The sequence below is a fragment of the Polaromonas sp. genome, assembly GCF_029945685.1.
Classification (GTDB): domain Bacteria; phylum Pseudomonadota; class Gammaproteobacteria; order Burkholderiales; family Burkholderiaceae_C; genus Polaromonas.
Genome location: NZ_JAQSDA010000027.1, coordinates 147,763 through 172,090, shown reverse-complemented (window position 1 = coordinate 172,090; position 24,328 = coordinate 147,763). Strand labels below are relative to the sequence as shown.

22 protein-coding genes are annotated in these 24,328 nt (G+C 64.9%); 11 read left to right on the top strand and 11 right to left on the bottom strand.

Going from position 1 to position 24,328, the window contains the following annotated elements:
• The first annotated feature begins 14 nt into the window (after window positions 1–14).
• The 5 genes from polA (at window position 15) to PSV26_RS19190 (ending at window position 5,483) form a co-directional block, all read left to right on the top strand.
• Complete coding sequence (gene polA, locus PSV26_RS19210) at window positions 15–2,846, top strand: DNA polymerase I (RefSeq protein WP_300573098.1); 2,832 nt, start codon at window positions 15–17, stop codon at window positions 2,844–2,846.
• A gap of 171 nt (window positions 2,847–3,017) precedes the next feature.
• Window positions 3,018–3,917, top strand: a complete 900-nt coding sequence (locus PSV26_RS19205) for a dienelactone hydrolase family protein (protein WP_300573095.1) — start codon at window positions 3,018–3,020, stop codon at window positions 3,915–3,917.
• Between the two features lie 118 nt (window positions 3,918–4,035).
• Window positions 4,036–4,908 (top strand): ZIP family metal transporter, encoded by an 873-nt coding sequence (locus PSV26_RS19200; protein ID WP_300512964.1) that lies wholly within the window; start codon window positions 4,036–4,038, stop codon window positions 4,906–4,908.
• 112 nt (window positions 4,909–5,020) lie between these two features.
• A complete protein-coding gene (locus PSV26_RS19195; protein ID WP_300573092.1) occupies window positions 5,021–5,173 on the top strand; it encodes a hypothetical protein in 153 nt (50 codons plus the stop codon).
• Between the two features lies 1 nt (window position 5,174).
• Window positions 5,175–5,483: a hypothetical protein gene (locus tag PSV26_RS19190; protein ID WP_300512960.1), complete on the top strand. Its 309-nt coding sequence runs from the start codon at window positions 5,175–5,177 to the stop codon at window positions 5,481–5,483.
• 383 nt (window positions 5,484–5,866) lie between these two features.
• On the opposite strand, the gene PSV26_RS19185 is transcribed toward PSV26_RS19190, so the two are convergent.
• The 7 genes from PSV26_RS19185 to PSV26_RS19155 form a co-directional block, all read right to left on the bottom strand.
• Window positions 5,867–6,850 (bottom strand): D-glycerate dehydrogenase, encoded by a 984-nt coding sequence (locus PSV26_RS19185; protein ID WP_300512958.1) that lies wholly within the window; start codon window positions 6,848–6,850, stop codon window positions 5,867–5,869.
• Window positions 6,851–6,864: 14 nt separating this feature from the next.
• Window positions 6,865–7,833 carry a sugar kinase gene (locus tag PSV26_RS19180; protein WP_300573089.1) on the bottom strand — a complete coding sequence of 323 codons (969 nt, stop codon included), beginning with the start codon at window positions 7,831–7,833 and terminating at the stop codon, window positions 6,865–6,867.
• The gene (locus PSV26_RS19175) at window positions 7,823–8,614 is read right to left on the bottom strand and encodes an amino acid ABC transporter ATP-binding protein (protein WP_300573086.1); all 792 of its coding nucleotides are present in this window, start codon (window positions 8,612–8,614) and stop codon (window positions 7,823–7,825) included. The genes PSV26_RS19180 and PSV26_RS19175 overlap by 11 nt, the downstream gene beginning before the upstream one ends.
• A gap of 19 nt (window positions 8,615–8,633) precedes the next feature.
• The gene (locus tag PSV26_RS19170; protein ID WP_300512955.1) at window positions 8,634–9,440 is read right to left on the bottom strand and encodes a transporter substrate-binding domain-containing protein; all 807 of its coding nucleotides are present in this window, start codon (window positions 9,438–9,440) and stop codon (window positions 8,634–8,636) included.
• Window positions 9,441–9,499: 59 nt separating this feature from the next.
• Window positions 9,500–10,153, bottom strand: coding sequence for an amino acid ABC transporter permease (locus PSV26_RS19165; RefSeq protein WP_300512953.1), 654 nt, complete (start codon window positions 10,151–10,153; stop codon window positions 9,500–9,502).
• A complete protein-coding gene (locus PSV26_RS19160; RefSeq protein WP_300512951.1) occupies window positions 10,153–10,824 on the bottom strand; it encodes an amino acid ABC transporter permease in 672 nt (223 codons plus the stop codon). The genes PSV26_RS19165 and PSV26_RS19160 overlap by 1 nt, the downstream gene beginning before the upstream one ends.
• A 165-nt stretch (window positions 10,825–10,989) precedes the next feature.
• Window positions 10,990–12,072, bottom strand: a complete 1,083-nt coding sequence (locus PSV26_RS19155) for a LacI family DNA-binding transcriptional regulator (RefSeq protein WP_300573083.1) — start codon at window positions 12,070–12,072, stop codon at window positions 10,990–10,992.
• A gap of 418 nt (window positions 12,073–12,490) precedes the next feature.
• Here PSV26_RS19155 and PSV26_RS19150 point away from each other — a divergent pair, with 418 nt between their 5' ends.
• Window positions 12,491–12,973, top strand: coding sequence for a hemerythrin domain-containing protein (locus PSV26_RS19150; RefSeq protein WP_300512946.1), 483 nt, complete (start codon window positions 12,491–12,493; stop codon window positions 12,971–12,973).
• Between the two features lie 57 nt (window positions 12,974–13,030).
• Here PSV26_RS19150 and PSV26_RS19145 read toward each other — a convergent pair whose 3' ends face one another.
• From PSV26_RS19145 to PSV26_RS19130, 4 genes are all read right to left on the bottom strand, one after another.
• Window positions 13,031–15,607 (bottom strand): PAS domain S-box protein, encoded by a 2,577-nt coding sequence (locus PSV26_RS19145; protein WP_300573080.1) that lies wholly within the window; start codon window positions 15,605–15,607, stop codon window positions 13,031–13,033.
• 66 nt (window positions 15,608–15,673) lie between these two features.
• Window positions 15,674–16,576: a sulfurtransferase gene (locus PSV26_RS19140; RefSeq protein WP_300573078.1), complete on the bottom strand. Its 903-nt coding sequence runs from the start codon at window positions 16,574–16,576 to the stop codon at window positions 15,674–15,676.
• 37 nt (window positions 16,577–16,613) lie between these two features.
• The gene (locus PSV26_RS19135; protein WP_300573075.1) at window positions 16,614–17,537 is read right to left on the bottom strand and encodes a DMT family transporter; all 924 of its coding nucleotides are present in this window, start codon (window positions 17,535–17,537) and stop codon (window positions 16,614–16,616) included.
• Between the two features lie 99 nt (window positions 17,538–17,636).
• Window positions 17,637–18,755, bottom strand: a complete 1,119-nt coding sequence (locus tag PSV26_RS19130; RefSeq protein WP_300512938.1) for an aromatic ring-hydroxylating dioxygenase subunit alpha — start codon at window positions 18,753–18,755, stop codon at window positions 17,637–17,639.
• A gap of 240 nt (window positions 18,756–18,995) precedes the next feature.
• Here PSV26_RS19130 and PSV26_RS19125 point away from each other — a divergent pair, with 240 nt between their 5' ends.
• The 5 genes from PSV26_RS19125 to PSV26_RS19105 all read left to right on the top strand — a co-directional run bounded on the left by PSV26_RS19125 (window position 18,996) and on the right by PSV26_RS19105 (window position 24,220).
• Entirely contained in the window at window positions 18,996–19,235 is a 240-nt protein-coding gene (locus tag PSV26_RS19125) for an exodeoxyribonuclease VII small subunit (RefSeq protein ID WP_300512936.1), read from the top strand.
• Between the two features lie 5 nt (window positions 19,236–19,240).
• Window positions 19,241–20,152 (top strand): polyprenyl synthetase family protein, encoded by a 912-nt coding sequence (locus tag PSV26_RS19120; RefSeq protein ID WP_300573072.1) that lies wholly within the window; start codon window positions 19,241–19,243, stop codon window positions 20,150–20,152.
• 67 nt (window positions 20,153–20,219) lie between these two features.
• Window positions 20,220–22,115: a 1-deoxy-D-xylulose-5-phosphate synthase gene (gene dxs / locus PSV26_RS19115; protein ID WP_300512932.1), complete on the top strand. Its 1,896-nt coding sequence runs from the start codon at window positions 20,220–20,222 to the stop codon at window positions 22,113–22,115.
• Complete coding sequence (folE2, locus tag PSV26_RS19110) at window positions 22,112–22,942, top strand: GTP cyclohydrolase FolE2 (protein ID WP_300573069.1); 831 nt, start codon at window positions 22,112–22,114, stop codon at window positions 22,940–22,942. The genes dxs and folE2 overlap by 4 nt, the downstream gene beginning before the upstream one ends.
• Window positions 22,943–23,140: 198 nt before the next feature.
• Window positions 23,141–24,220, top strand: coding sequence for a TRAP transporter substrate-binding protein (locus PSV26_RS19105; protein WP_300512928.1), 1,080 nt, complete (start codon window positions 23,141–23,143; stop codon window positions 24,218–24,220).
• Window positions 24,221–24,328 lie beyond the last annotated feature (108 nt).

Genomic DNA, 24,328 nt, shown 5'->3' with positions numbered 1-24,328 from the left:
AACAGGCCCTGGCCATGAGCACCGACAAAAAAACACTGCTGCTGGTGGATGGCTCCAGCTATCTTTACCGCGCTTTCCATGCGATGCCCGACCTGCGCGCCGACCCCGGCAACCCGCAAAGCCCCGCCACCGGCGCCATTCGCGGCATGGTCAACATGATGCAGAAGCTGCGCAAGGACGTGCGCGCCGACTTTGCCGCCTGTGTGTTCGACGCCAAGGGCCCGACCTTTCGCGATGCGCTTTACCCCGAGTACAAGGCGCAGCGTTCGCCCATGCCCGACGATTTGCGCAGCCAGGTCGAGCCCATCCACGAGGTGGTGCGCCTGCTGGGCTGGAAGGTGCTGGATGTGCCCGGGGTGGAAGCCGACGACGTGATCGGCACGCTCGCCTGCATGGCGTCGCAGCAGGGCATTGAAGTCATCATCTCCAGCGGCGACAAGGACCTGAGCCAGCTGGTCGATGAAAACATCACGGTGATCGACACCATGAACGACCGCCGGCGCGACCTGGCCGGCGTCGAGTCCGAGTTCGGCGTGCCGCCGCGTCTGATGGTGGACTACCAGACCCTGGTCGGCGACGCCGTGGACAACGTGCCCGGCGTGCCCAAGGTCGGGCCGAAGACGGCGGTGAAGTGGCTGCTCGAATACGGCTCGCTCGACGCGCTGGTGGCGCGTGCCGGCGAAATCAAGGGCGTGGTCGGCGACAACCTGCGCCAGTCGCTCGACTGGCTGCCCCGGGGTCGCGAGCTGCTGACCATCAAGAAAGACTGCGAGCTGCAGGCTTACATCGAGGGCCTGCCTGCTATGGATAACATAGCTGTCGGCGCACAGCAGACGGAGGCCTTGAAGGCTTTTTATGACAAGTACGGGTTCAAGGGACTGGTCCGCGGCCTGGACACCCAGAATGCCCCGGCCGAGCTGCCGGCCGGACCCGACACCCACCGCCAGGACCGCGCGGCGGCCGCGGCCACAGCGTCGCCTGACGAGCCGGGGCTGTTTGACGAGCCGGCCTTTCTGGCCACCCCGCTGGCCGAGCGGACCACCAACCTGCGCTACGACACCGTGCTCGACTGGCCGATGTTCGACGCCTGGCTGGCAAAAATCGAAGCCGCCGAACTGGTGGCCCTCGACACCGAGACCACCTCGCTCGACGAAATGCTGGCGCAGATCGTCGGCCTGAGTTTCAGTGTCACCCCGGGCGAGGCGGCCTACATTCCGCTGACGCACGACTACCCCGATGCGCCGTCGCAACTGCCGCGCGATGAGGTGCTGGCACGCCTGAAGCCCTGGCTGGAAAACCCTGCCAAAGCCAAGCTCGGACAACACGTCAAATACGACCGCCATGTGTTTGCCAACCATGGCATCGAGGTGCAGGGTTACGCCCACGACACCATGTTGCAGAGTTATGTGCTGGAAGTTCACAAGCCGCACGGCCTGGCCAGCCTGGCCGAGCGCCATGTGGGGCGCAGCGGCATCAACTACGAAGACCTGTGCGGCAAGGGCGCGCACCAGATCAAGTTCAACCAGGTCGACATCGCCAAGGCCGCCGAATACTCGTGCGAAGACTCGGACCAGACCCTGGACGTGCACCGCGTGCTCTGGCCGCGGCTGCAGGCCGACGGCAAGCTGCGTTTCATCTACGAACTGGAAATGCGCAGCAGCGAAGCGCTGTACCGCATCGAGCGCAACGGCGTGCTGATTGATGCGCCCATGCTGGCGGCGCAGAGCCATGAGCTGGGCCAGCGCATCCTGCAGCTTGAAGCCGAGGCTTACGAGATTGCCGGCCAGCCCTTCAACCTGGGCAGTCCGAAACAGCTGGGTGAGATCTTTTTCGACAAGCTGGGCATGCCGGTGATCAAGAAAACCCCGAGCGGCGCGCGCAGCACCGACGAGGAAGTGCTGGAAAAACTCGCCGAGGATTACCCACTGCCGGCCAAGCTGCTGGAACACCGCTCGCTCTCCAAACTCAAGGGAACCTACACCGACAAGCTGGCCCAGCTCGCGCTGCCGCGTACCGGCAGGGTGCACACCCATTACGCGCAGGCCGTCGCCGTGACCGGGCGCCTGTCGAGCAACGACCCCAACCTGCAGAATATCCCGGTGCGCACGCCGGAGGGCCGGCGCGTGCGCGAGGCTTTTGTGGCCCCCCCCGGTTGCCTGATCGCCAGCGCCGACTACTCGCAGATCGAGCTGCGCATCATGGCCCACCTGAGCGGCGACGAAGCGCTGCTGCGTGCCTTCACCGACGGCCTGGACGTGCACCGCGCGACCGCCGCCGAGGTGTTTGGCGTCGCCCTGGACCAGGTCAGCAACGAGCAGCGCCGCTACGCCAAGGTCATCAACTTCGGCCTGATCTACGGCATGAGCAGTTTCGGCCTGGCGCGCAACCTGGGCATCGAGACCAAGGCCGCAGCCGCCTACATCGACAGGTATTTCCAGCGTTACCCGGGCGTGAAGAACTACATGGAGCAGACCGTGGTGTTTGCCCAGAAGAACCATTTTGTCGAGACCGTCTTTGGCCGGCGGCTTTACCTGCCCGAGATCAATGGCGGCAATGGCCCGCGCAAAAAGGCGGCGGAGCGGCAGGCCATCAACGCGCCCATGCAGGGCACGGCGGCCGACCTGATCAAGCTCAGCATGGTCAAGGTGCAGGACGTGCTCGATGCCGAAAAGCGCGCCACCAAAATGATCATGCAGGTGCACGACGAGCTGGTGTTCGAGGTGCCCGAGGCCGAGGTCGAGTGGGTGCGCCACGAAATTCCGCGCCTGATGGCCGGGGTGGCCGACCTGAAGGTACCGCTGCTGGCCGAGATCGGCATCGGTCCGAACTGGGAAAAGGCGCACTGACTCCGCAGGCCGGCGTCCCGAAGCAGCCGGGGAGAGGGCGGGGAAAACCCGTTGGTAATTCCCTGCACCGGCAAGAACTTCTGTGACCGCCTAGACTCCGACTGCTATACCAGCCCAGCCCGTTTCACGTCCCTTTCACATCCCATCAACCCAGCTATTGAGGAATCCGCCATGCTCCACAGCGACCAGAAATCCGAGTTTGACTCCCTGCTTCCCGGCCAGAGCACCGAAAACGGCGCCACCCGCCGCACGGCGCTGAAGGCGGCCCTCGGTGTCGGTTATGCCGCCACGGCCCTGCCGATCATGGCGCAGACAGCGATCAAGACGTCTGCCGAGGGCCTGAAGGCCGGCGAAACCTCGTTCGAAGTCAACGGTTTCAAGGTGCCTGCCTATTACGCCGCGCCCGCCGGCAAAACCGGCCTGCCGGTGATCCTGGTGATCCAGGAAATTTTTGGCGTGCATGAATACATTGCCGACACCGTCCGTCGTTTTGCCAAGGCCGGTTACCTGGCGATTGCGCCCGAGCTCTATGCGCGCCAGGGCGACCCCTCGCAGTACGGCGAGATGGCCAAGCTGATGACCGAGGTCGTCTCCAAGGTGCCGGATGGCCAGGTCATGGCCGACCTTGACGGCGCGGTGAAGTGGGCGGGGGCCAACGGCGGCGATACCGCCAAGGTGGGCATCACCGGCTTTTGCTGGGGTGGCCGTATCACCTGGCTGTACAGCGCGCACAACCCCGCTGTCAAGGCCGGCGTGGCCTGGTACGGCCGCCTGGTCGGTGCCAGCACGCCGCTGACGCCCAAACACCCGGTCGACATTGCCCCCATCCTGAACGGCCCGGTGCTTGGCCTGTACGGGGGCCAGGACAGCGGCATCCCCCTTGACACGGTTGATAAGATGAAAGTGGCTTTGGCCAGCGGCAGTGCCGCGGCGAAGGCCTCGCGGTTTGTGGTGTACCCTGATGCCCCGCACGCTTTCCACGCCGACTACCGCCCGAGTTTCCGCAAGGAGCCGGCAGAAGACGGCTGGAAACGCGCTCTGGCGTGGTTCAAGGCCAACGGCGTCGCTTAACTCAAGCCCGCCCGGCACGGAGCCGCCCCACAGCAATGTGCGGCGGCTTTTTTGCGTTTCGGGCGAGTTTTTACAACGTTTTCGGGCTTCAGCCCATACAGATCGGGCGTGAGCAGCTATGACATTGATAGCAATTTTGACGGGCACGCTGGCTGCCGGCATCGGCAGCGTGTGGCTGGCGGCCCTGCTCAGCTTTGGGGTGCTGGCCCGCTACACCAACCACATGCTCAGCCTGGCTGCCGGTGCGTTGCTGGCCACCGCCTTCATGCACCTGCTGCCCGAGGCCTTCGAGAGCCAGGCCGGTGCGCAGGAGCTGTTTGCCACCTTGCTGGTCGGGCTGGTGTTTTTCTTCCTGCTCGACAAGGCCGAGCTGTACCACCATGGCCATGAGCACCATGACCCGCAGGGCCAGGACGATGCGGGCCCTCTGCTCGCGCCGCTGCGCTCGGGCAACTCCGGACGCGCCGAACACGTCAACACCGCGCCCGGTCCGCTGGAGCAAGGCCACCCGCACCACCACCACGGCCATTCCGCCCGATCGGGCAGCTGGGCGGTGCTGACCGGCGACAGCGTGCATGCCTTCGGTGACGGCATCCTGATTGCTTCGGCCTTTGTTGCCGACACGCGCCTGGGCGTGATCACCGCGCTGGCTGTGCTGGCGCATGAAGTGCCGCACCACATGGGTGACCTGGTGGTGCTGCGCCACACCTCCAGCAACCGCAGCGCGGCCCTGATCAAGGTGTCGCTGGCCGGCGCCGTGACCGCCCTGGGTGGCCTGATCGGTTACGCGCTGGTGGACATGCTGCACGACTGGCTGCCGTATTTTCTGGTGGTGGCCTCCAGCAGCTTTGTGTATGTGGCACTGGCCGACCTGATACCGCAGCTGCAAAAACGGCTGACGGCCCGCGAGACACTCGCACAGATTGCCTGGCTGGGTGTGGGCATTGCCCTGGTCACGCTGGTCAGCGGGCTGGCGCATTCCTCGCATTGAGCGGCTGGTGGACGGCCATGTCAGCCGGACACTGACAAACACAGTGCATCGCAGCCTATAGGCGCGGCGCCCGGGCGCAGCCATCATGAAGGCATTCTTCGAGGACGCCGCCATGAACCTGCCCACAGCCACCCCTTTCAAGCCCCGCCGGGCCCGCCGCATCGCCGCGGCCTACGTCGCCTACCTCACCACCGTCTGCGCCAGCATGGCTGCCGCGGCGGCCGTGGTGACCGAGACCGTGCCGCTGACGCTGGGAGGGTTCTGAGATGCATGCCGAACCGAAGGCCCTGCCCGACGAAGAAGTGCCGGACGAACCGGCAGTGACGCCGGGCGACGACAGCAACGACGATCCCACACCGCCACTGCCGGTGGACCCGAGCGGCACGCCGCAGCGCAATCCGGCTGTGGACAGCGCAGCCAATGACACGGCGCTCGCGCTGCCGTCCGAAGAGCCGCAAATCGGCAACGAACGCGACATTCCCTCCGACGGCCGCGACCCCGAAGGTGAGCGCATGATCCGTGAACTCGACCAGCCGGTGGCGCCGCCCCCGGCCCATGCACCGTCCGGAAAGTAAGAACGTGTCTGAAAAAAAACCAAGTATGGCCACCGACCCCAACGTGCCGCCGCCCGAACCGGTGCAGCCCATGAGCACCCCGCCCAATCCGGGTCAGGTCCAGCCGACGCCTCAGCCGATGTAAGGGGGGTGACGCGACGCGCGTCGCCATGTCGATGTTTGACGTGTCGGCGCGAGGAATATGCAATGGGGCGATGCATGCGGCGCGCGGGCGCCGGTTCTGGCCGAACTCAAGCCGGACTGAATCGCTCCTGTTTCGATAGCTGCCAGCGCACGCCACACAAGGGCTGTTGGCAGATTTGCTTATGAATTGACGCGCCTGAACGCCTGAACGCCTGAACGCCTGAACGCCTGAACGCCGCAACAGCCGGAAAGCGATCCAGCTAGGACGCGCTGGTGTTGAACACCGCGGCTGGACGTTCGCCGGCCAGGGCCTGCAGCAAGCTGGTGGTGGCCAGTTCGGCCATCGCATGCCGGGTCTCGAAAGTCGCCGAACCGATGTGCGGCAGGGCCGTGACTTTCGGATGGCGGCGCAGGGGCGAGTCCATCGGCAGCGGTTCGGTGGCAAAAACATCCAGCCCGGCGGCGCGCAGCGAGCCGTGGTCCAGCGCCTGCAGCAAGGCGTCCTCCTGCACGGTGGCGCCGCGCCCGCCGTTGACAAAAATGGCGCCGGCTTTCATCAGCGCGAATTCCCGCGCACCCATCAGGCCGCGTGTTTCGCCGGACAGGGGCAGCATCGCCACCACGATGTCGGCGCGCGCCAGCAGCGCGTCCAGCGGCGTGTGCCGGGCACGGCCCTGCAGCTCTGGCGCCTGTACCGCCAGGTCGACAGGCCGGCGCGCATGGTAAAGCACCGGCATGCCGAAGCCCAGCGCCGCCCGGCGCGCAATGGCCTGTCCGATGCGGCCAAAGCCGAGCAGGCCCAGCGTCTTGCCATGCACGTCAACACCGAACAGTTCTTCGCCGATGTTTTTTGTCCAGCCGCCGTCGCGGACCAGGTTGGACAGTTCGACGATGCGCCGGTTGGTTGCCATCAGCAGGGCAAACACGGTGTCGGCCACCGTCTCGTCGAGCACGCCCGGCGTGTGGCACAGCAGGATGCCGCGTGCCGCCAGGGCGGGCAGCGCGTAGTTGTCCACGCCGACAGAGACGCTGGAGATGACCCGTAGCCGCGGCGCGGCGGCAAGCAGGGCTTCATCCACCGGGTAACTCGCGCCGATCAGGGCTTCGGCCGTGGCCAGCGCGGCGCGAAACGCCGGCAGCTGGGCGGGGATACGCGGGTTGGCCACGGTCACCTCGTGCTGCGCCTGCAGGCGCGCCAGCTGGTCCGGAGGCAGTTCGCGAAAGACCAGGACGTGTTTGCGCATGGGGAGAGCCTTGTTCAGAGTTGGGCGGCGTTGAGTTCGGCGCGGGTGGGCAGGCCTTCGCTGTCGCCCAGCACCTGCACGGCGCGTGCACCTATCCAGGCGCCGCGTCGCACCGCCTGCGGCACGCTCAGTCCGTCGAGCAGGCCGCTGATCACACCGACGGCAAACCCGTCGCCGGCGCCCACGGTGTCGACCACCTCGGCGACCGGAAAGCCGGGCACGTGACCGCAGCCGCTGTCACCGTCGAAATACGCGCCCTCGCTGCCGAGCTTGACGACCACGAGGTGGGCGCCGCGCTGGCGGTAAAAGCGGGCAATGCCTTCGGCGCTGGTTTCGCCGGTCAGAAAGCGGCCTTCCTCGAGGCCGGGCAGCACCCAGTGGGCGCGTGCCGCCAGGTCGTTGATGGCTTCACGCATCAGCGCGGGGCTGGCCCAGAGCGTGGGGCGCAGGTTGGGGTCGAAGGACACGCTGCGGCCGGCGGCGCGCATCAGGTCCAGGCTGCGGCGCGCGGCGGGCAGGGTGCTGGCCGACACCGCGGCAAACACGCCGGTCGCGTGCAGATGTCGGGCCGACAGCAGCCAGGCCTCGTCGATGTCCTGCACCCCCATGTGGCTGGCGGCCGAGCCCTGGCGGTGGTATTCCACCGGCGGGTCGCTGCCGTCGAGCACGCGGCCCTTGAACTGGAAACCGGTTTTCTGTGCGGGGTCACAGACCACGTGCGAGCAGTCGATGCCTTCGCCGGCCATGGCCTTGATCAGGTAGCGGCCCATCATGTCGGTGCCCAGGCGGCTGGCCCAGCCGACTTTCAGCCCCAGGCGGGCCAGGCCGATCGCCACATTGGTTTCGGCGCCGGCCGTGCGTTTGTGGAACGCGCCGGCGTCCTCGAGCGGGCCGGGCCGGTCGGCGACCAGCAGCAGCATGGCTTCGCCGAAGGTGACAACGTCCAGCGCGCTGTCCTGTACGCCGGTCCCTTCAGTGGGCATGCTGGTGCGAACTCAGGATCTGGCCAAGGAAGTTGCGTGTCGTCTCGTGCTGCGGGTTGCTGAAGAACTGCTGCGGCGGCGCCTGCTCGATGATGCGGCCGTCGGCCATGAAGATCACGCGGTCGGCCACGCTGCGGGCAAACCCCATTTCGTGCGTGACACACAGCATGGTCATGCCTTCGTCGGCCAGGCTGATCATGGTGTCCAGCACCTCCTTGACCATTTCCGGGTCCAGCGCCGAGGTTGGCTCGTCAAACAGCATGATCTTGGGGGTCATGCACAGCGCCCGCGCGATCGCCACGCGCTGTTGCTGGCCGCCCGAGAGCTGGCTCGGGTATTTCTGCGCCTGCTCGGGAATGCGCACGCGCGTGAGGTACTTCATCGCCATGGCTTCGGCTTCCGGCCTGCTCAGGCCGCGCGAGCGCATTGGCGCCAGCATGCAGTTCTGCAGGATGGTCAGGTGCGGAAACAGGTTGAACTGCTGGAACACCATGCCGACTTCCTGGCGCACCGAATCGACATTTTTGCCGCCGGCGGTGAGGTCGATGCCGTCCACCACGATGCGGCCCTTCTGCACGGTCTCCAGGCGATTGATGCAGCGGATCAGCGTGGACTTGCCCGAGCCCGACGGCCCGCAGACCACAATGCGTTCCCCGGCCGCCACGCTCAGGTTGATGTCGGTCAGCACCTGGAACTTGCCGAACCATTTGTCCACCGCTTCGATGCGGATGATGGGTTCGGCCCCCGCGACCGGGGGCCGGGAAGGCATTGTGTCTGTCATGAAAGCACCGTCCAGGGGTTTATTGCATTTTCGGCAGGTCGGTTTCCAGCCACTTGCGGTAGAGCTTGTTGAGCTCGCCGTTGGCCGTGTTGCGTGCGACAAAGTCGTCCACGGTCTTGAGCAGCTCGGCCTGGCCGGGACGCATGGCGACTGCCATGACCTGCTGGCGCAACAGGAACTTGTTTTCGTAGGTGTTGGCCGGCGCCCGTTTGTCGATCTGTGCAGCGACCGTGGTCGAGCAGCCGATCGCATCGACCTGGCCGGACATCAGCGCCTGCATGGCCGAGGCGTCGTCGTCGAAGCGGCGGATCTCGGTGCCTTCAGGCGCCACGGCGGTCAGCGCCACGTCCTGGGTGCTGGCCCGGGCCACGCCGACACGTTTGCCCTTGAGGTCGGCGGCGGTCTTGATGCCGGCCTTCCTGTCGCCGTAGACCACGATGCTGGCGGCGGCATAGGGCTTGGAGAACTGCACCTGCTTGGCGCGCTCGGGTGTGACGGCCAGCGAGGCGACCAGCAGGTCGACCTTGTTGGTCAGCAGGAAGGGAATGCGGTTGGGGCCGGTCACCGGCACCAGGTTGAGCTTGACGCCCAGGTCCTTGGCCATCAGGCGCGCCACGTCGGCGTCATAACCGTCGGGCTGGTTGGCGCTGTTGGTCGTGCCATAGGGCGGAAAGTCCACCAGCATGCCGACGGTGAGCTCGCCTTTTTTCCTGATGTCGGCCACGCTTTGCGCGCTGGCCGCGGGGGCCCAGGCCGACAGCGTGGCGGCCACGGCGAGGGCGAGGGCGGTGCCGGTGAACACGCGGCGTTGCAGGGATTTGATCATGGGGAAGTCTCCGTGGATTGAGGGTAAGAAACGAAAGCTGCGAAGCTGCTGCCTTGCGGTCAGCGTGAGAGCGCTGCGGCGTGCCGGCGCTCCATCCGCGCGGCCAGCAGCGACAGCGGCCAGCACAGCACGAAATAAATGGCCGCGACCACGCTGAAAACGATGAGCGGCTGGAAAGTGGCGTTGTTGATGATCTGACCCGCACGGGTGACCTCGGTGAAGCCGATGATGGCGGCCAGCGAGGTGCCCTTGATGATCTGCACCATGTAGCCCACAGTGGGCGCCAGCGCGATCTTGAAGGCCTGCGGCAGGACCACGTCGCGCAGGCGCGCGCTGTAGGACAGGCTCAGCGCATGGGCCGCTTCCGTTTGTCCCGCCGGCACCGCCTGGATGCAGCCGCGCCAGATTTCGCCGAGGAAGGCACTGCTGTTGAGCACCAGCGCCACGCCGGCCGCGACCCAGGGGTTGATGTCGAAACCCAGCACCGGCGCGCCGAAAAACACCAGGAACAGCTGCAGCAGCAGCGGTGTGCCCTGAAAAACCTGGATGAAACCGCCCGACAGCAGCTGCGCCGTACGGTTGCCGGAGGTGCGCGCCAGGGCAATCACCAGCCCGCCAATGGCGCCGCCGGCAAAGGCGATCAGCGACAGCGCAATGGTCCACTGCGCCGCCTGCAGGATGAACAGGAATTCGGAAAAGCCGAAGGTACGCATCAGCGGCGGTCCGGGTAGTTGAGGCTGCTCCTGTAGATCAGGCGGAACAGCGCGGAAAAGGCCAGCGCCAGCAGCAGGTAGATGCCGGCGACCACGATGTAGATCTCGAAGCTTCGAAAGGTCTGCGACTGCAGGTTGGCGGCGACCGAGGTCAGGTCGTCGGCGGAAATCGCCGAGACCACCGCCGAACTGAGCATCAGCAGGATGAACTGGCTGGTCAGCGCCGGGTAGATCGCCTTGAGTGCCGGCTTGAGAATCACAAAACGGAAAATCTCGTGGCGCTTGAGGTTGAGCGCCAGCCCTGCCTCGATCTGGCCCTTGGGAATGGATTCGATGCCGGCGCGGATGATCTCCGTCGCATAGGCCCCGAGGTTAATGACCATGGCCGTCAGTGCCGCGGTGTAGGCCGACCAGCGCAGGCCGAGCACCGGCAGCGCAAAAAAGAAGAAGAACAGCTGCACCAGGAAAGGCGTGTTGCGGATCAGCTCGATGTAGGCATTGATCACAAACCGCAGGGGCCGGGGCCCGGCGGTTTTGCCCCAGGCGCAGGCGATGGCCAGGACCAGCCCGAACAGCATCGCCAGCAGCGACAGCTCGATGGTGTTCCAGGTTCCCTTGAGCAACAGGGGCCAGGCTGCAAAAACATCACCGAATTGAAATGTGTAGTTCATGGACGGGCGGCGGCGCGGGGTGGCGCGCAAGCGCCGCAATCAGGGGAACGCGAAATTCCTGGAGCGATGTGCTTGACACCCAGCCGGAGAGTTTGCGAAGGTCTATGAAACCGGTTTCAGTGAATTATAGAAGAATTTCCGTACCTGCCGAAAGCATGGATAACCCTAGGCCTGGCCGGAGGGCAGGTCGGGCCGGTGCGGCGAGGACGAGCCGCGCACGATGAGCTGGCTGGGCAGCAGAATCTGCCGCGCCGGCGGCGCCAGCCCGCGCAGGCGCTCGAGCAGACAGTCAGCGGCCATGCGGCCGATATCGTCGGTCGGCTGCGCGATGGTGGTCAGGCCGGGGCCGACGTAGGGCGACCATTCGGTTTCGTCAAACCCGACCAGTCCAACCTGCTCGCCGAAACGCCAACCGAGTCTGGCCATGGCCGCGACCACCCGCAGGGTGACCACCGCGTTGCTTGCCACGATGCCGGGCAGGCGCTGGCCGGCGCGCTGGCGCAGCGCCCGCAAGGCCTGGTCCAGTCCGTCGGCATTGTCGGCGCTGCTCTCGAAGGTACAGCCTGTCACGGCCGGCGAGCCCGTGCTCTCCGCGAGGAAGGCGTGAAAGGCGGCTTCGCGTTCCACGCGCGAGCTGACGTCGCGGACCGGTTCCGACACGAACAGCAGCTCGCGGTAGCCGCGCTCGACCAGATGGCCTGCTGCCAGACGCACCGAACCGGCGTTGTCCAGCGAGACAAAGTCGGCCTGCATGCCCTGGTGGCGCCGGTCCACCAGCACGACTGGCTTGCCGTGGCGCGCCGCCGCAGCCGCCGCCCCGGCATCCCGGCCCAGAGTGTTGAGGATGAAACCATCGACCTGGTAAGAGGTCAGGGCTTCAATGGCTTCCCGTTCGCGCGCGCCGTTGTTGCCGAGATTGAACAGCATCAGCAGGTAGCCGGCTTCCTGGCAGGCTTTTTCGGCCCCGCGCAGTACGGCCACGGAAAACGGGTTGGTCACATCGGCCACGACCAGGCCGATCAGGCGCGAACGGCCCCGCTTGAGGGCTTGCGCCATCGGGCTGGGCACATAGGCCAGGGCGGCGACGGCGACCTCGACTCGGCTGGCGATGTCCGGGCTCAGCAGCTTGTCGCGGTGGTTCAGGAAGCGCGAGACGGTGGCTTTGGACACCCCGGCGGCACGCGCGACATCGGCAATGGTGGCGCGCGGCGCGGGGTCGGTGGCAGTCAGGAGTGCAGAGGTGGGCATGGCGGGGCAGGCGCCGTGGACACGGCGTGAAACCAGTTTCAGCAAATGGTAGCACTCTGGGAGTTGCTACAGAATATATAGCAGATGGAGCAGGTGCCCATTGGACTTCGGGTCGATTTGATGAAAAAGTTTGTGGATAAATCCGAGGGCGGCCCGGTGTGGAGGGACGGCACGCTGCCGGGGCGGCCCTGTCTTCCACTCAGCAAGTTCACGCGCCGACGCTCAATGTCTCCAGGCTCCGGCTGTAGGACAAATCGCGATGGGGCGTCGTTTCGTGCTGTCCTACAAAAACATCAACTGCGTCTGACAAAAGTGCATGAGAGCGCTACCTAAAGTCATTTTGTGTCTGGCTCTCCGCCATGCATGCAGCACCGCCGGTGCTGCAAGTGACCCACCCACCCTCACCAGGAAGACCACCATGAGCAAAGCCCCGCCCAAGATGAACGATGCCGTCGATCTGCTCGATTCCGATCACATTGCCGTCAAGAAACTGTTCACCCAGTTCAAAAAACTCAGTGAAACCGAGGCACCCGCCGAGGAACGCAAGGCCCTGGCCGACCGGATCTGCAGGGAGCTGACCGTGCATGCCGATATCGAAGAGCAGATCTTCTACCCCGCGGCGCGCGAGGCCATCGGTGACGACGCGTTGCTCAATGAAGCCGAGGTTGAGCATGCCAGCGCAAAGGACCTGATTGCGCAGATCTCGGCCATGGAAGCCGACGAAGCGCTCTTCGACGCCAAGGTCATTGTGCTGGGCGAATACATTGACCATCACGTGGAGGAAGAGCGTGAGGAGATGTTCACCAAGGCCCGCAAGAGCGGCATGGACCTCAAGGGCATGGTCGCCGACCTGAAGGCGCTCAAGGAAGAGTTGCTGGCCAATGACGGGGTGTCTGCCTGAGAGGCCTGAAGACAATCCCGCCGCGCGGGGGCCTGTCCTGACGGCTTGCCGCGGCGCTCAGGCCACGATGGCGCCGACCCGGGGATCGAAGGAAAAATAGAAACACGCGCCCTGACCCTCGGAGGACTCCCCGCGTATCAGGCCGCCGTGCCGCTCCAGAATGCGGTGCACGGTGGCCAGGCCCATGCCGCTGCCTTCAAATTCGGTTTCATGGTGCAGCCGATGGAAAGGCTTGAACAGGCTGTCCGCATAGTCCATGTTGAATCCTGCGCCGTTGTCGCGCACGAACAGCATCTTGCGCCCGCCCTCGCGCGTGGGCATCTGGCCAAACTCGATGGTCGCATCCGACTGCTGGCGGGAGTATTTCCAGGCGTTGCCGATCAGGTTTTCCAGGATGATGCGTGCGAGTTTGCTGTCGCAGCGGCCATGGATGCCCGGCTGGACGGTGACTTTCACCGGGCGCTTCGGGTCGCGCTGCCTTTCCTGCATGACCACCTGCTGCGCCATCAGGCTGAGATCCACATCCTCCAGTACCAGCCTGCCCTTGCTGACGCGGGCCAGCGCCAGCAGGTCGTTGATCAGTTCGTGCATGCGCACCACGTTGACCCGGATGCGGTCGAACAGGCGCTGCTCCTCGTCGCTGACTCTGCCCTTGAGGCGGCGGGCCAGCAGAACGCTGAATCCCTCGATGCTGCGCAGCGGCGACTGCAGGTCGTGTGAGACCGAGTAGCCGAAAGACTCCAGCTCGGCATTGGTTGCCATGAGCTGCTCGGTTCGCTCATTGACGCGCTGCTCCAGCGTTTCGTGCAAACGCGAAATTTCACGGTCGCGGCGCAGGCGCACGAGTTCGGCAGTGATGCGGCTGGCAAAAATCTGCATCAGGGCGTCCCTGTCGGCGGAGCGGGGCTGGGGTTTTCGCCACAAGGCGTTGGCGACACCTATGGGGGTGCCATCGGCATCGCGCAGCGCCGCGCCCACGTAGGCGTGGAAGTTGCCCTCCGCCAGAATCCGGTCGTGCGGAAAAAGTTGTTGCAGGCCCTCGTTGTGGACACACAGGTCGGACCGGCTGAGGGCCTGGTCGCAGGGCGTGCCGGCCAGCGCGTAGCGGATGCCGGGCTGCAACTCGCCGTCCTGAACCATGGCCAATGAGGCCACGCTCTGGTCCGGCATGATTTCGCCCACGATCACCAGATCTGCATCCACGGCCATGGCCAGCTGCTGGACGACGGAACGGAAGAAGGCTTCGCCGGTGCCGCTCGACAGGGCTTTGGCGACATCGATCAACTGGGCTTCCCGGCGCTTTTGCTCGCTGATGTTGATGGTGGAACTCAGGATGCAGGACTCGCCGGCAATATCGACGATGACCGACCAGATCTGGCAGTCCGTCATGGTTCCGTTTTTATGCCGCATCCGGGTTTCTCGCCGCACCACGCCGCCCTCCGCACGGAGTTCGGCGATGTACCGCGTACGCTCTTGCTCGCTGGCCCAGACACCGGCTTCCACCGAGGTGCGGCCCAGCAGTTCTTCCCGCGTGAGACCCTGCACGTAGTCCTCGGCGGCATTGACGGCCAGGAAGGTGCCGTCCGAAACCCGCGTGATGGTCATGTTGATGGGGCTGTAATCAAATGCCTTGGAGAACAGTTCGGCCGACTGGCGCGCTGCCAGCCGGGCCTGGGTTTCGGCGGTGGCGTCGGTGATGGTGGAGACCACGATGCGGCCCTGGCCGCGGCCTTCAATTTCGGTCGACAGCAGGACGTTGATCAGGCGGCCGTCTTTTCTGCGGCCTTCCAGCGGGAGGTTGATGACACGGCCCGAGGTGGCCATCTGCAGCTGGAAGGCCTTGCGCGCTTCCGGGTCATGCCACAGATGAACGTCGGTGCCGCCCAGGGACTCATCACGCGTGTAGCCCCACAGGCGCTCGAAGGCGGGGTTCACGTCTAGCACCGTCATCGCTTCGAGGTCCTGCACGATGATGGCTGCCGGGCTGCTGCGAAAAATGCGGCTGAAGCGGTCTTCGCTCAGTCGCAGTTCGTCTTCGGCCTTCTCGCGCCGGCGCAGTTCGGCATGTTGCTCGCGCAGTGCCCGGAGCACCACCTGACGGCTGGTGTACACGCTGCCGGCAATGCCGGTGAGTAGCAGGGCATTGACCAGCCAGAACCTCAGGTTGACCGATAAATCCGGCTTGACCAGCAGGCCGGCCTGTTCGGCCCAGCTCAGCAGGCCCAGGACAAGGGAGCTCATCACCACCGCGGCGATCAGGGACTTTTTTCCCTGCATCATTCCGGCGGCGATCACGGCGCCGACAAAACCCAGCAACAGCGCACTGCGGACCGAGCCGTAGGCCACCATGCCGGCGGCCGACAGCCCGATCAGGGCATACACCAGCAGGTAGCTGGTCCACTGGTAGTAGCCGCGGTGCAGCAGCCAGTAGCCAAATACGGTCAGTGTCAGGGCGGCGGCGATCACGATGATCTGGACGTCGCCGATTTCCTGGGCAAGCGACAGGCCCAGCACCAGCGGCAGGCTGGCCAGCAGCATCAGCAACAGGGCGCGCAGCCCGCGCGAGTACCGTTGTTCTATGAGCGCCGCAGCCAGCTGGCGCGTGGATTCGTGGGAAACGGAGGTGTCGGGCATGGCGGGTGCAGGTTTGGTGAATACTAAAGCACTGCATTGCGCACTGGCGACTATTTGTTGGTGGCCTCAGTTCCCCGTGGCTACAGGGCGGCCGGGGTCGCTGCACCAGTCGCTCCAACTCCCGGCGTAGAGACCGGTGCGGCCCAGGCCGGCGATTTCCATCGCCAGCAGATTGGGCACCGCGCTGACACCACTGCCGCAGTGGTGCACCACGCTCGCCGGGTTGCGGCCGGCCAGCAGTGCTTCAAACTCGACCCGCAACTGCGCGGCGGACTTGAACTTGCCGTCAGGCCCCATGTTTTCAGCAAACGGCCGGTTCAGTGCGCCGGGAATGTGGCCGGCCACCGGGTCCAGCGGTTCCACTTCGCCGCGAAACCGTGCTGGTGCGCGGGCGTCCAGCAGGGTCTGGCCGGGCTGGCCGAGGTGGTCGGCCACGGTTTTGCCGTCCACCAGCAGCGCCTTTTCCAGGCCGGGGAAAAAGATGGACTGGAAGTGCGAAGGCTCTTCGCCGCGGTTGACCGCACCGCCTGCGGCCTGCCAGGCCTGCAAACCGCCGTCGAGCACCGCGACTGCTTCGTGGCCGGCCCACTTGAGCATCCACCACAGGCGGCCGCAGTAGTTGGCGCCGTTGCGGTCATAAACCACCGCCTGCATGTCATTGCTGAACCCCACGCTGGACAGCCAGGTGGCAAATTTTTCGCGGTTCGGCAGCGGGTGGCGACCGCCGGAAGCGGGCTGGTCTGCGCCGCTGCGCACGGTCAGCACCCCGTGCGCCCCAGGCACGCCGTGTCTGGCGCTCAGGTCGGTATCAAGGTTGGCATACACCGCCCCCGGGATGTGAGCCTCCAGATACAACTGTTGGCCTGCGTGGGGCTGCATCAGCTCAAAGCTGCAGTCAAACACGCGGTAAGGCAGGCCGCTGTGCGCCAGGGCCTGCAGCTGTTCGGCAGAGATCAGGGTGGTGTACATGGCGGCTCCGGTTGAAAAATAAGCCCGTGAAATCGATTCAGTGTTCCTCGGCAGGCGCGCCCGGCGCAGCCCGGGCGCGCAGCACGGTGGCAGCAATGCCGCTGGCCACGATCAGTGCCATGCCGGCCCAGCCCAGCAGCGGAATCTTGTCGCCAAACAGCACCAAGCTGTAGATCGCGCCAAACACGATACCGGAGTATTGCAAGTTTGCCACCACCAGGGTGGCACTGCGGGTTTTTGCCATGCTGTAGGCCCGCGTCATGCACAGCTGGCCCAGCGAGGCCAGCACGCCCAGGGGGATCAGCCACAGCGCCGGCTTCCAGTGCCACTCGGAGATACCGGCCACCAGCATGCCCAGGCCGCCGGCTACGGCCGAACCCACCGCGAAATAAAACACCGTGCGGGTTTCGGGTTCGCCGACACGGGCCAGCGCCATCACCTGCATGTAGGCAAAGGCGGCCAGCAGACCGGACATCAGGCCGATCAGGCCGGCGAAGGCCTGGTTCTGCTCTATCGTCGGGCGCAGCATCATCACCACCCCGAGGAAGCCGGTAATCACCGTCAGCACCAATGGCCCCTGGGAGGCGACGGTTCCCGTGCCTGGTTTACCGCGCGCCGGCAGCAAACCCATCAACAGGGCACCGCCCACCAGAAAGGTGGCGATCCAGACACTGCTCATGTAGTTCAGCGTCATGGCGGTGGCCAGAGGCAGGTGGGCGATGGCGTAAAACCAGGCGCCCAGAGAAATCACGCCGACCAGGCTGCGCCACATGTGCATGCCGGGATAACGGGTGGCCAGCGTCACGCCACGTGTGCGGGCCAGTGCCCACATGAACAGCATGCCCAGCAGACCGCGGTAAAACACCAGCTCCGCACTGTTGAAATGCACCGAGGCGAACTTGACGCAGACCGCCATGGTGGCAAAGAAGAAGGCGGCGGCCAACATCCAGAGGGCTTGCATGGCGGAGCTCGTGGTTAGAAGTAAAAAGTGGCTGCAGCCCAGGCGGGTCTTGCGCAGGCAGCTATGAAATTCATAGCTTTGGCTGCTGGAGAAACCGCGTCAAAGCATTTGCGTGGTTTTGCTGGCGCCCATCTCGCGACGGTACCACTCGTGAAAGTGCTGCATGCCGTCTTCCATCGGACTCTGGTAGGGACCGAACTCGTTGTCGCCGCGCTGCATCAGGGCCTTGCGGCCGGCGTCCATGCTCAGTGCGATCTCGTCGTCTTCGACGCAGGTCTCCATGTAGGCGGCCTGCTGCGCATCCATGAACTCGCGCTCGAAGGCGCAGATCTCCTCGGGATAGAAAAACTCCACCACGTTCAGCGTCTTGTCCGGACCCTGCGGGTGCAGGGTGCTGACCACCAGGGCGTGTGGGTACCACTCGACCATCACGTTGGGGTAGTAGGTCAGCCAGATGGCGCCGTACTTGGGCGGCACACCCTTGCGGTACTGCAGCACCACGTCATGCCATTTCTTGTAGACGTCGGTGCCCGGCTTGCCGAGCTTGTCGGACACCCCGACGGTTTGCACCGAGTAGTTCGGCGTGAGTTCCCAGCGCAGGTCGTCGGTGGTCACGAAGGCCCCCAGGCCCGGGTGATAGGGGCCGACGTGGTAGTCCTCCAGATAGACCTCGATGAAGGTCTTCCAGTTGTAGTTGCATTCGTGCAGGGTGATCCGGTCGAGCTGATAGCCCGAAAAGTCGAGATCGGGCATGGCACCCAGCGGCGCCATTTCGGCGGCGATGTCTCGGCCGTTGTCTTCAAACACCAGGCCGTTCCAGCTGCTGGTCTGGTAGCGGTTCAGGTTCAGGCAGGGGTCGACCTCGAAATGCGGCGCGCCTATCAGCTCGCCGTTGGTGTTGTAAGTCCAGCGGTGCAGCGGGCAGACGATGTTGCTGCCGGTGTTGCCCCGGCCCTGCAGCATGGTGGACTGGCGGTGCCGGCAGACGTTGGAGATCAGCTCGACCCCGGTCGCATTGCGCACCAGCGCCCGGCCGCCGAGTTCCTGGGGTAGGGCGTAGTAGTCGCCCAGATTCGGCACGGACAGCTCGTGTCCCACATAACGCGGGCCGCGGGCAAACAGCTTTTGCTGCTCCCGCTGGTACAAGCCGGCGTCAAAGTAGCTGGAAACGGGGAGCTGGCTGGTGGCCTGCAGGAGACGGAGGCTTAGGTCAGACATGCAATTTCCGAAACAGGCAGTTTCGGGGGTGGAGGAAGGGGCAGACAACCCTGTCAGGCAGGCGGGGCGTCAAGGCGTGAAGCCCGTCGATTGTACCGTGCGGGCCCCGCGTTGTGCCGTTGCGCGCTGCCCGGGCGGGTGCGCGCCATCCCATGAACAGGTGGTCTGGAACGCCGACAATGCCGTCAGGGCGGAAAACGCCGCACAACGGCCTAAAATCAACCCTCCAACCAAATACCCATGGCCAAAACCTCCTCTGCCCCCGTCCCCGCCACACCCGCCAGTTACGAAGCTGCGCTGGAAGAGCTTGAAACCCTGGTGGCCCGTCTCGAATCCGGCCAGTTGCCGCTCGACCAGCTGCTTACCGGTTACCAGCGCGGCGCCGAGCTGCTCAAGTTCTGCCGCAGCAAGCTTGAGGCCGTGGAAAACCAGATCAAGGTGCTGGAAGGCAACGACACCAAGCCCTGGAACCAAGAGTAAGCCCATTGACTGAGTACATCCATTTTGAGCTGGGCGCCTGGAGCGCCCGCCAACTCGCCGCCGTTGAGCAGGCCCTGAACCGCTGGGTGGCCCCACCTGAACCCAGGCCCGCGCCGGCCGGGCTCGGCGATGCCATGCGTTACGCGGTGCTCGATGGGGGCAAACGTCTGCGTCCCTTGCTGGTCGTGGCCGCCTGCGAGGCGGTGCAAGGCAGTCCCGCTGCGGCGCTGCGCGTGGCCTGTGCGGTGGAACTGATTCACGCCTATTCGCTGGTGCACGACGACATGCCCTGCATGGACAACGATATCCTGCGACGTGGCAAGCCGACGGTGCATGTGAAATTCGGCCAGGCGCAGGCCTTGCTGGCCGGCGATGCGCTGCAGGCGCTGGCCTTTGAGCTGCTGACACCGGAAGACGGCTCCATCGAGGCCGCGACGCAGGCTGCCCTGTGCCGCATGCTGGCCCAGGCAGCGGGCTACCAGGGCATGGCCGGCGGGCAGGCGATTGACCTTGCCAGCGTCGGCAAGGCGCTGACCTCGGCGGAGTTGCATGACATGCACCGGCTCAAGACCGGCGCCTTGCTGCAGGCCAGCGTGATGATGGGCGCCGCCTGCGGCGCTGCGCCGGCCATGGCGCAAAACGCGCTGTGCGACTACGGTGCAGCCGTGGGGCTGGCTTTCCAGGTGGTGGACGACATCCTGGACGTCACCGCCGACTCGGCCACGCTGGGCAAGACCGCAGGCAAGGACGCCGCCCAGGACAAGCCCACCTTTGTGTCGCTGATGGGCCTGCCGGCCTCGCGCAATTACGCGCAGGAGTTGTTGTCCCAGGCGCATCACAGCCTGAAAGCCAGCGGGCTCAGGGACACGGCTGCGCTCAGCGCGCTGGCCGACATGCTGGTCAACCGAACGTCGTGAGCACAGACTCGAGAAAAATAGCGACCGGCCTCTCCCGAAAACGAGACATCAGAAACAAGACACCACGATGTACCCACTGCTAGAAACCATCCACAGCCCCGCAGACCTGCGCCTGTTGCCGCGTCCCCAGCTCAGGATGCTGGCCGACGAGTTGCGCGCCTATGTGCTGCACAGCGTGTCGCAGACCGGCGGGCACCTGAGTTCCAACCTGGGCACGGTCGAACTCACGGTGGCACTGCACTACGTGTTCAACACGCCCGAGGACCGGCTGGTCTGGGACGTGGGCCACCAGACCTACCCGCACAAGATTCTGACCGGCCGGCGCGAACGCATGGCCAGCCTGCGCCAGTTCGGTGGGCTCAGCGGCTTTCCGCGGCGTGATGAAAGCGAATACGACACGTTTGGCACCGCACATTCCTCGACCTCGATTTCTGCCGCCCTGGGCATGGCGATGGCGGCCAAACAAAAGGGTGAAGATCGCCATGCGGTGGCCATCATCGGTGACGGCGCCATGAGCGCGGGCATGGCCTTCGAGGCGCTCAATAATGCCGGTGTCTGCGACTGCAATCTGCTGGTGATCCTCAACGACAACGACATGAGCATCAGCCCGCCGGTAGGCGCGCTCAACCGCTACCTCGCGCAGCTCATGAGCGGGCAGTTTTATGCCTCGGCCAAAAACGTCGGCAAGCAGGTGCTCAAGGTGGCACCGCCGCTGTTCGAGCTGGCCAAGCGGCTGGAAACGCACGCCAAGGGCATGGTGGTGCCGGCCACGCTGTTCGAGAATTTCGGCTTCAACTACATCGGCCCCATCGACGGCCATGACCTGGAGTCGCTGATCCCCACGCTGGAAAACATCAAGCACCTCAAGGGCCCGCAGTTCCTGCACGTGGTCACCAAAAAAGGGCAGGGCTACAAGCTGGCCGAGGCGGACCCGGTGGCCTACCACGGGCCGGGCAAGTTCGATCCGGCCATGGGGCTGCAGAAGTCCACGGCACCGGCGAAACAGACGTTCACCCAGGTCTTCGGTCACTGGCTGTGCGACATGGCCGAGAAGGACAGCCGGCTGGTCGGCATCACCCCGGCCATGCGCGAGGGCTCGGGCATGGTGGAGTTCCACCAGCGTTTCCCCGACCGTTATTACGACGTCGGCATCGCCGAGCAGCACGCGGTCACATTTGCCGCGGGCATGGCCTGCGAAGGCCTCAAGCCGGTGGTGGCGATCTACTCGACCTTTCTGCAGCGCGGTTACGACCAGCTGATCCACGATGTGGCGCTGCAGAACCTGCCGGTGGTGTTTGCCCTCGACCGCGCCGGCCTGGTGGGGGCCGACGGCGCCACGCACGCGGGCGCCTACGACATCGCTTACCTGCGCTGCATCCCCAACATGAGCGTCGCCTGCCCGGCCGACGAGAATGAGTGCCGCATGCTGCTGAGCAGCGCGTATGAGCAGAACCATCCGGTGGCCGTGCGTTATCCGCGCGGCGCCGGTGCCGGTGTGGCAACGCAGGCCCACCTCGATGCCTTGCCTTTTGGCAAGGGCGAGCTGCGCCGCCAGGGCGCGGGCGTGGCGATTCTGGCGTTTGGCACCTTGCTGCATCCGGCCCTGGAAGCCGCCAACAAACTCGGCGCCACGGTGGTCAACATGCGCTGGGCCAAGCCGCTCGACACCGAGTTGCTGCTGCAGGTGGCGGCCAGCCACGAGGCCCTGGTCACGGTGGAAGAAGGCTCCATCATGGGTGGCGCCGGCAGCGCCGTGGCGGAGGCGCTGGCTGCCGCGGGCGTCGTCAAGCCCTTGCTGCACCTGGGCCTGCGCGATGAGTTCACGGAGCACGGTGATCCGGCCAGGCTGCTGGCCCTGCAGGGGCTGGACGCGGCGGGCATAGCGCATGCCATCATTGCGCGTTTTGGCGTTTTGCCCGCACCTGCCCAGCCAGCCAAGCGCTCACTCAAATCAGTGGCATGACAGCGATCCTGAACAACGCGCCTGGCCTGGCGACTGGCCCGTCGGCCATGCCCGATGTGCAGGGCCGGGCTGACCTGCGCCGCCTGCCCATCCAGCGCGTTGGCATCACCTCGCTGCGTTACCCCCTGAGCGTGGTGGTGGCGGGCCAGGCACAGCCGACGGTGGGCACCTGGACACTCGATGTGGGTTTGCGCGCCGACCAGAAGGGCGCCCACATGTCGCGCCTGATCGCGTGGCTGGACGCGTTGACGCTGCGCGGCGAGGCGCTGACGGCCGACTTGCTGCGCTCCGAAATGGAGAGCATGCTGCGCTTGCTGGAAGCCGATGAGGGCCACATCGAAGTGAAGTTTCCGTTTTTCATCCGGAAGTCGGCACCGGTGAGCGGGCAGCAGAGCCTGATGGAGTACGACGGCGCCTGGCTGGCCCGGCGCAGGGGCGGCGCGACCCTCATCAGCATGCAGGCCACGGTGCCGGTCAAGTCGCTGTGTCCCTGCTCCAAGGAGGTCAGTGATGACGGCGCGCACAACCAGCGTTCGCACATCAAGCTGCAGGCCGGGCTGGCCGGGGCGATGGACTGGAGCGAACTGGTGCGTTTTGCCGAGGACAACGCATCCTGCGAGCTCTGGGGCCTGCTCAAACGACCCGACGAAAAATGGGTCACCGAGCGGGCGTATGCCAACCCCAAGTTTGTCGAGGACCTGATCCGTGACGTGGCCCTGGCGCTCGATGCCGACGAACGCATCGCCGGCTACCGCGTAGCGGTCACCAACTTCGAATCGATCCACGCCCACGATGCCTATGCGGTGATCGAGCGCGGCATCGATTGAACGCTGGGTGCTCGGGCGCACCGCTGTTTTCATTCCTGACAGTAGCCTGAAGACCTGCGATTTGAGAGGTGTTTTGGCGGGATAACCCCCGCTGCCCGTGCTTCTCCTTTTTCTACAATAAGCATACATACGAACAGGGCCGTTTTGCGCGGCGCTGTCCAGGAAACAACCGTTTTATCAACTCCCGGAGCTTTCTCAATGGATCGTCGTTCCCTCATCAAACAGGCCGGTATCGCCGGTGTGCTTGCAGCTGGTGTTGCACCGGCCGTACACGCCCAGGCCACCATCCGCTGGCGCCTCGCATCGAGCTTTCCCAAGTCGCTGGACACGGTGTTCGGCGGTGCAGAGACCTTTGCCAGAAAGGTCAATGAAATGAGCGGCGGAAAATTTGTCATCTCCACCCACGCGGCCGGCGAGTTGATGCCTGCTTTCGGCGTGGTCGATGGCGTGCAGAACGGCACGGTCGAAATGGCCCACACCGCTGCCTACTACTTCTTTGGCAAGGACGATACATTCACCCTGAGCTGCTCGATTCCCTTTGGCCTGAACAGCCGCCAGATGACCGCCTGGATGTACGAGGGCAATGGCCTGAAGCTGACGCGCGAGTTCTACAAGAACTACAACATTGTGAACTTCCCGGGCGGCAACACGGGCTGCCAGATGGGCGGCTGGTACCGCAAGGAAATGAAGTCGGTGGCCGACCTCAAGGGCCTGAAATTCCGCGTCGGCGGTTTTGCCGGTAAGGTGCTCGAGCGCATGGGCGTGGTGCCCCAGAACATTCCGGGCGGTGAAATTTACCAGGCCCTCGAAAAAGGCACGCTGGACGCAGCCGAGTGGATTGGCCCCTACGACGACCAGAAGCTCGGCTTCAACAAGGTCGCGCCTTACTACTACTACCCGGCCTGGTGGGAAGGTGGCCCGCAGCTCGAGTTTTTCATCAACAACAAGGCCTATGAAGCCCTGTCGCCGGAAAACAAGGCAATCGTCGAAGCGGCTACGGCTTACGCCCACGTCGAGATGCAGGCCAAGTACGATGCCAGGAACCCGACCGCGCTCAAGCAACTGGTGGGCAGCAAGACCAAGGTTCTGCCTTTCCCCAAGGACATCATGGACCGCGCCTTCAAGGAGTCCATGGCCCTGTATTCCGAGATCAGCGCAAAAAATCCGGCGTGGAAAAAAATCTACGACGATTTCTCGAGCTTCCGGCGTGACCAGAACCTGTGGTTCCGTTTCACCGAAGCGCGTTTCGACAGCTTCATGCAGTCGCAGAAACTGTAAGCGGCCGGCCACGGCCAGACAGGGCGCCACTCCCCATACGGGGGGCTGGCGCCCTGTTGCGTTTCTCCATCAGGTAAAGCCCTGAGGGGGTAACTCCCAATAGTTATA